The 4771-nt window shown below is 70.7% G+C and carries 5 protein-coding genes; 1 reads left to right on the top strand and 4 read right to left on the bottom strand.

The window, feature by feature from the left end; all coding sequences use genetic code 11:
• Positions 1–289: 289 nt before the first annotated feature.
• The 3 genes from ABEA26_RS35045 to ABEA26_RS35035 form a co-directional block, all read right to left on the bottom strand.
• Positions 290–859: a hypothetical protein gene (locus tag ABEA26_RS35045; RefSeq protein ID WP_345598001.1), complete on the bottom strand. Its 570-nt coding sequence runs from the start codon at positions 857–859 to the stop codon at positions 290–292.
• An 852-nt stretch (positions 860–1711) separates the two neighbouring features.
• Positions 1712–2485, bottom strand: coding sequence for an SDR family NAD(P)-dependent oxidoreductase (locus ABEA26_RS35040; RefSeq protein ID WP_345597999.1), 774 nt, complete (start codon positions 2483–2485; stop codon positions 1712–1714).
• A gap of 41 nt (positions 2486–2526) precedes the next feature.
• The gene (locus ABEA26_RS35035; RefSeq protein WP_345597997.1) at positions 2527–3195 is read right to left on the bottom strand and encodes an MOSC domain-containing protein; all 669 of its coding nucleotides are present in this window, start codon (positions 3193–3195) and stop codon (positions 2527–2529) included.
• Between the two features lie 80 nt (positions 3196–3275).
• Between ABEA26_RS35035 and ABEA26_RS35030 the strand changes: the two genes are divergently transcribed.
• On the top strand, positions 3276–4196 hold the full coding sequence (locus ABEA26_RS35030; protein ID WP_345597995.1) for a LysR family transcriptional regulator: 921 nt from the start codon (positions 3276–3278) through the stop codon (positions 4194–4196).
• Between the two features lie 83 nt (positions 4197–4279).
• On the opposite strand, the gene ABEA26_RS35025 is transcribed toward ABEA26_RS35030, so the two are convergent.
• Positions 4280–4612: a WhiB family transcriptional regulator gene (locus ABEA26_RS35025; RefSeq protein WP_345597993.1), complete on the bottom strand. Its 333-nt coding sequence runs from the start codon at positions 4610–4612 to the stop codon at positions 4280–4282.
• Positions 4613–4771: the final 159 nt, after the last annotated feature.

Genomic DNA, 4771 nt, shown 5'->3' with positions numbered 1-4771 from the left:
CCGTCGACTTCCTGGCCACCGGCCACCTGCCGGACAAGGACGTCTACTGCACCGATGTCACCCAGAAGTAACCCGCCGGAAGGCGGTGCTTCCCTGTCCGGCCCGCGGTGCGTTCAGAGCCCTGGCCGGGGTCGGTGATGGTGACTCCCGCGACCACCGCATCGGGGCTCGACCTTCTGCCGCCGCGAGGGACGTCCCCGCGAAACTGGCTCGAATCGATCCGCCGAAGGATCGCCGCAGCGCAGCGGCCCCGTCATCCCGCCAGGCCCCGTACGCGACCACCGACCAGTCACGTCCCCTCGGGCGTGGAGGCCACCGCAGCCCAGACGACCACGTCCACGGTGAGCTTCAGGGGATCGGGGGAGTACGTCCGTACCTCCACCCAGGCCCAGCGCCGCTCTGTCGTCACCACACAGGCCGCGGTACCCGACCTCAGGTCGTCGAACTTGATCGTCCCCACCAGCGCCGTCTGTGCTTCGCACGTCTCTGGGGAACGCTCCTTGCCCGTCGTCACGATCAGCCGGGGAGCATCCAGCCCTCCGATGAACCTGTTCGGGTCCAGGTAGAGATCCGCGCCCCTGTGGGTGAAGGTCCTGGCGTCCCAGTTGGGAGCGTCCGAATCGAGGTCCAGACTCGTGTCCGCGACCATCTGGACTCCCTCCCCGGAGCGAAGGACGGAGTCCTGGGCCGGTCCGGCGTCATCACCGGATTCGCCCGACGTCGGCTCCGTCGCGGGTGTGGACGACGATGCCGGCGGCTTGGCCTCGGTGTCGGTCTCGGTGTCGGTGTCGTTGTTGGCCAGGATGGCGACGCCCGCGGTGATCAGCGCCGCGACGATCGTGGCCGCCGCGGTTATCACAGCGGCTCGAATCTGTCCGGAGCGGCGGCGAGGTTGACCACCGCGCTCCCCGTCCCCGGAACCGGGCGCGCCTCCGGGTCCGGTGCGGTCCGGCGTCGCGTCCCCCGGTGTACTGCCACTTGATCTGACGCCATCTGGTTCAGGCATGGTCTCCCCCGCTGCTGAGCGGATGCGTATCGTCCCCAAGGACCATTGCATCGTAGACACTTGAGCGTATCGGGCCAGGAGTGATCCAAAGGTCAAAAAGTGAGATATTGCTGTCCGTACGCCTACCTGTCCGTCGACGGTGCTCCGTCGTCCCCGGCGAACGCGCTCGGAGACGAACCGGCGGCCCTGCACGCGGCGGTGGGCCTCGGCGAGACGTGCCGCCCGTACCTCCCGCGGGTCACGGCCCTCGGCGATGCTGCCCTGAGCCGCGGCGTACAGAGAGCTGGTACTGGTCAGAACCGACGACGACAGCACCGGCCGACTGCCCGCACCGTCCCGCGGCTGCGGTACGAAGCGCCGCCGGTCCTGGTCGTGGAGGAGAGTGAACTGGAACGTGGCCCAGGCCCGGAAGGGCTCGGTCGTCGGCATCAGCCCCCGAAGATGGTCAAGCCCCTCCTGCTCCCGACGGAAGCCCGATCTCCGCGGCTGGAACCAGCGCTCCCGCGTGGCGGGATCTGTTGGCCTGGGGCAGCGGGCACCAAGCACCTCCGGGACGGCTGCGGTGGGTGAGGGAGAGCTCTGCGACGTCTGCCCGAGCTCTCCTCGACGACAGGGCAGGAATCCTGGTCCGCACGCGGCCGGAGCCGTCGGCCCAGTCAGAAGACGCCCGCCCACCGAGAAGAGAGGGCACGGCCCATACTGCCCCTACCGCGGCCCGTACTTCCGCCCCGTCCGTGAGGTGAGCCCGCCCAGCATCCCCCGCGGCACCAGCTTCGCCGCGCCCATCAGGGTCTTGTAGCGGGGGTCCGGGATGGACAGGGACTTGCCGCGGGAGAGGTCGGCGAGGGCCGCCGCGACGACCTTGTCGGCGTCGAGCCACATCCAGTTCGGGATGCTGTCCGTGCCCATGCCCGCCCGCTCGTGGAACTCCGTGCGCACGAAGCCGGGGCACAGGGCCATCATGCGTACGCCGCTGCCCGCCAGGTCCTTCGCCACGCCCTGCGTGAACTGCACGACCCACGCCTTGGAGGCGCCGTAGGTGCCGCGCGGGACGAAGGCCGCGACCGAGGCCACGTTGACCACGCCGCCCCGTCCCCGCTCCCGCATCGTCTCCGCCGCCGCCGAGGTCAGCCGCAGCACCGCCTCGCAGTGCACCTTGAGCATGGTCAGCTCGTCGGCCATGGAGACGTCGAGGAAACGGCCCTTGTTGCCGAAGCCGGCGTTGTTGATCAGCAGGTCGACGGGGTTCTGGCGCTCGCACAGCCGGGCGGCGACCGCCTCGATGCCGGCGTCCGTCGACAGGTCGGCCGTCAGGACCTTCGCCTCGATGCCGTGCCGGTCGTGCAGTTCGGTCGCCTGGTCGCGCAGCCGCTCGGTGTCGCGGGCCACCAGCACCAGGTCGTGTCCGTCGGCCGCCAGCCGCCGCGCGAACGCGGCGCCGATGCCCGCCGTCGATCCCGTAATCAATGCCGTTGTCATGGCGCAAGGTTAGGGGGCCGGACCGAACGCGTCCGTTTCGATCAGGTGCCGTACGTCTCCACGTACTTCCGTGCCGCCGCCAGCGACTCCGGGTGCAGTTCCTCGCCCGCCGCGAGCAGCCGGGGCAGCAGTTCCCGTTCGGTCGTCACCGCCCGGAACTGCAACGCGACCGTCACCTCGTGGTCGGGCCGGTGGACCATGTCGACGAGGTCGCCCGTCCGTATCTCGCCGGGCTCGATCACGCGCAAGTACGCGCCCGGCGCGCCCTTATCCGTGAACCGCCTCACCCACCGCTCCTCACCCAGGTGACCCTGGAAGGTGCGGCAGGGGATACGGCCGCAGGTGACCTCCAGCACCAGGTCGGGTCCGACCCGCCAGCGCTCGCCGATCCGGGCACCGGAGACGTCCAGGCCCGTGGTGGTGAGGTTCTCGCCGAAGGCGCCGTTCGGCAGCGGCCTGCCCAGCTCGCGCTCCCAGCCGTCCAGGTCCTCGCGCGCCATCGCGTACACCGCCTGGTCGTCGCCGCCGTGATGGCGTGTGTCGCACACCGTGTCCCCGGCCAGCCCGCTCGCCCCGACCCCCTTCGGACCGGGCGCCGTCACCCGAACGGCCCCGTCGGTCGGCCGTTTGTCGATGCCGGTGACGCCTTCGGGGTGGTTCGTGTAGGGCACGTTCTTCGCGCGGCCGACGTTGACGGACAGTAGTTCCATGGCGGCACCATAGGACAGCCCTCTTCAAAGCGTCGACGTGATATTCGGGGTCGGGTCAAAGCGTCGCTTATCCTTGAGGTGTGATCGAGGCTCGTCATCTCCGTGTGCTGCGCGCCGTGGCATCGACCGGTTCCTTCTCCGCCGCGGGGCGCGAGCTGGGCTGTACCCAGCCCGCCGTCAGCCAGCAGATGAAGGCCCTGGAGGCCTCCGTCGGCACGCCCCTGCTCGTGCGTACCGGGCGCGAGATGCGGCTGACCCAGGCCGGTGAGTCGCTGGTGCGGCACGCCGCCGGGATCCTTGCCGGGCTGACCGCGGCGGAGGAGGAGGTCGCCGCCATCGCCGGGCTGCGCGCCGGGCGGGTGCGGCTGGTCTCCTTTCCCAGTGGCAGCTCCACCCTCGTACCGACCGCCCTGGCAGCGCTGCGGGCCGCGCACCCCGGCACCCGCGTCTTCCTGGAGGAGGCCGAGCCGCCGAACTCCGTCGAGCTGCTGCGCGAGGGCGACTGCGACGTGGCGCTCGCCTTCCGCTACGAGGGCGCGGTGGGTGCGGAGGAGTGGGACGACCTCGTCGTACGGCCGCTGCTGACCGACCGCCTCGTGGCGCTGGTGCCCGAGGGGCACCGGCTCGCGCGTACGGAGCCCGGCGGGTCGGTGGCCATCGGGGAACTGGCCCGGGACCCGTGGATCGCGGGCTGCCCGCGCTGTCGCGGTCAGCTGGTCGAGGTCTGCGAGGGGGCCGGTTTCACGCCCCGCATCGACTTCGCGACCGACGACTACCCGGCGGTCGCCGGCCTGGTCGGCGCCGGTCTGGGCGTGGCCGTCCTGCCCCAGCTCGCCGTCGAGTCCGTACGGCCCCGGGGTGTACGCGCGGTGACGTTGGAGCCGGCGGTGCGGCGGGAGATCGTCGCGCTCACCCTGCCCGACCTGGCCCAGGTGCCGGCGGTGACGGCGACGCTGGACGAGCTCGCCCGGGCGGGGGCGCGCCAGTCGGCCGCGCGTTGAGCGGTGGTCCGGGGTGCCGCCTGCGCTCCCGTATCGGAGCCTCGCGAGTCCGTATCGGGGTCTCGTAACAGAGAAACGTTCCTTCAGTGAGGCGCGGCCGCCTCCCCGCCGGCCGATGCCGTCGCTGCCACCAGGCGGTGGCGGGCCCGTCCCATGAGCTCCTCGCGCTCGTCCTCGGTCAGGCCGCCCCACACCCCGTACGGCTCGCGCACCGCCAGCGCGTGCGCCGCGCACTCGGCGCGCACCGGGCACCTCATACAGACCTCCTTGGCCGAGTTCTCGCGAGCACTCCGCGCCGCACCGCGTTCGCCTTCCGGGTGGAAGAAGAGCGAGCTGTCCACCCCACGGCACGCGGCCAGGAGCTGCCAGTCCCACAGGTCCGCGTTCGGTCCGGGAAGGCGGGAGAAATCTGCCATTGCGTGACCCCTTGTAGCCGATCTGGGTAGATGCGGGACTCCAGCGTCCATGACCGTACAACTACGATCTAAGGAGATGAAAATATGACTCATTGCGAATCTAGCCTCAGACACCAGCGAAGTGGAAGAAAATCGGCCAAATGGGGCGCGGGTTGTGAT

It is taken from the genome of Streptomyces marokkonensis (genome assembly GCF_039539045.1).
GTDB classification, from domain to species: domain Bacteria; phylum Actinomycetota; class Actinomycetes; order Streptomycetales; family Streptomycetaceae; genus Streptomyces; species Streptomyces marokkonensis.
Note: the sequence above shows the minus strand (reverse complement) of the source record. Positions and strands in the feature narration are given on the sequence as shown.

Coding starts and splice junctions, on each gene's coding strand:
- ABEA26_RS35025 (WP_345597993.1), bottom strand. CDS start 4,612: ATGGCAGATTTCTCCCGCCTTCCCGGACCGAACGCGGACCTGTGGGAC.
- ABEA26_RS35040 (WP_345597999.1), bottom strand. CDS start 2,485: ATGACAACGGCATTGATTACGGGATCGACGGCGGGCATCGGCGCCGCG.
- ABEA26_RS35035 (WP_345597997.1), bottom strand. CDS start 3,195: ATGGAACTACTGTCCGTCAACGTCGGCCGCGCGAAGAACGTGCCCTAC.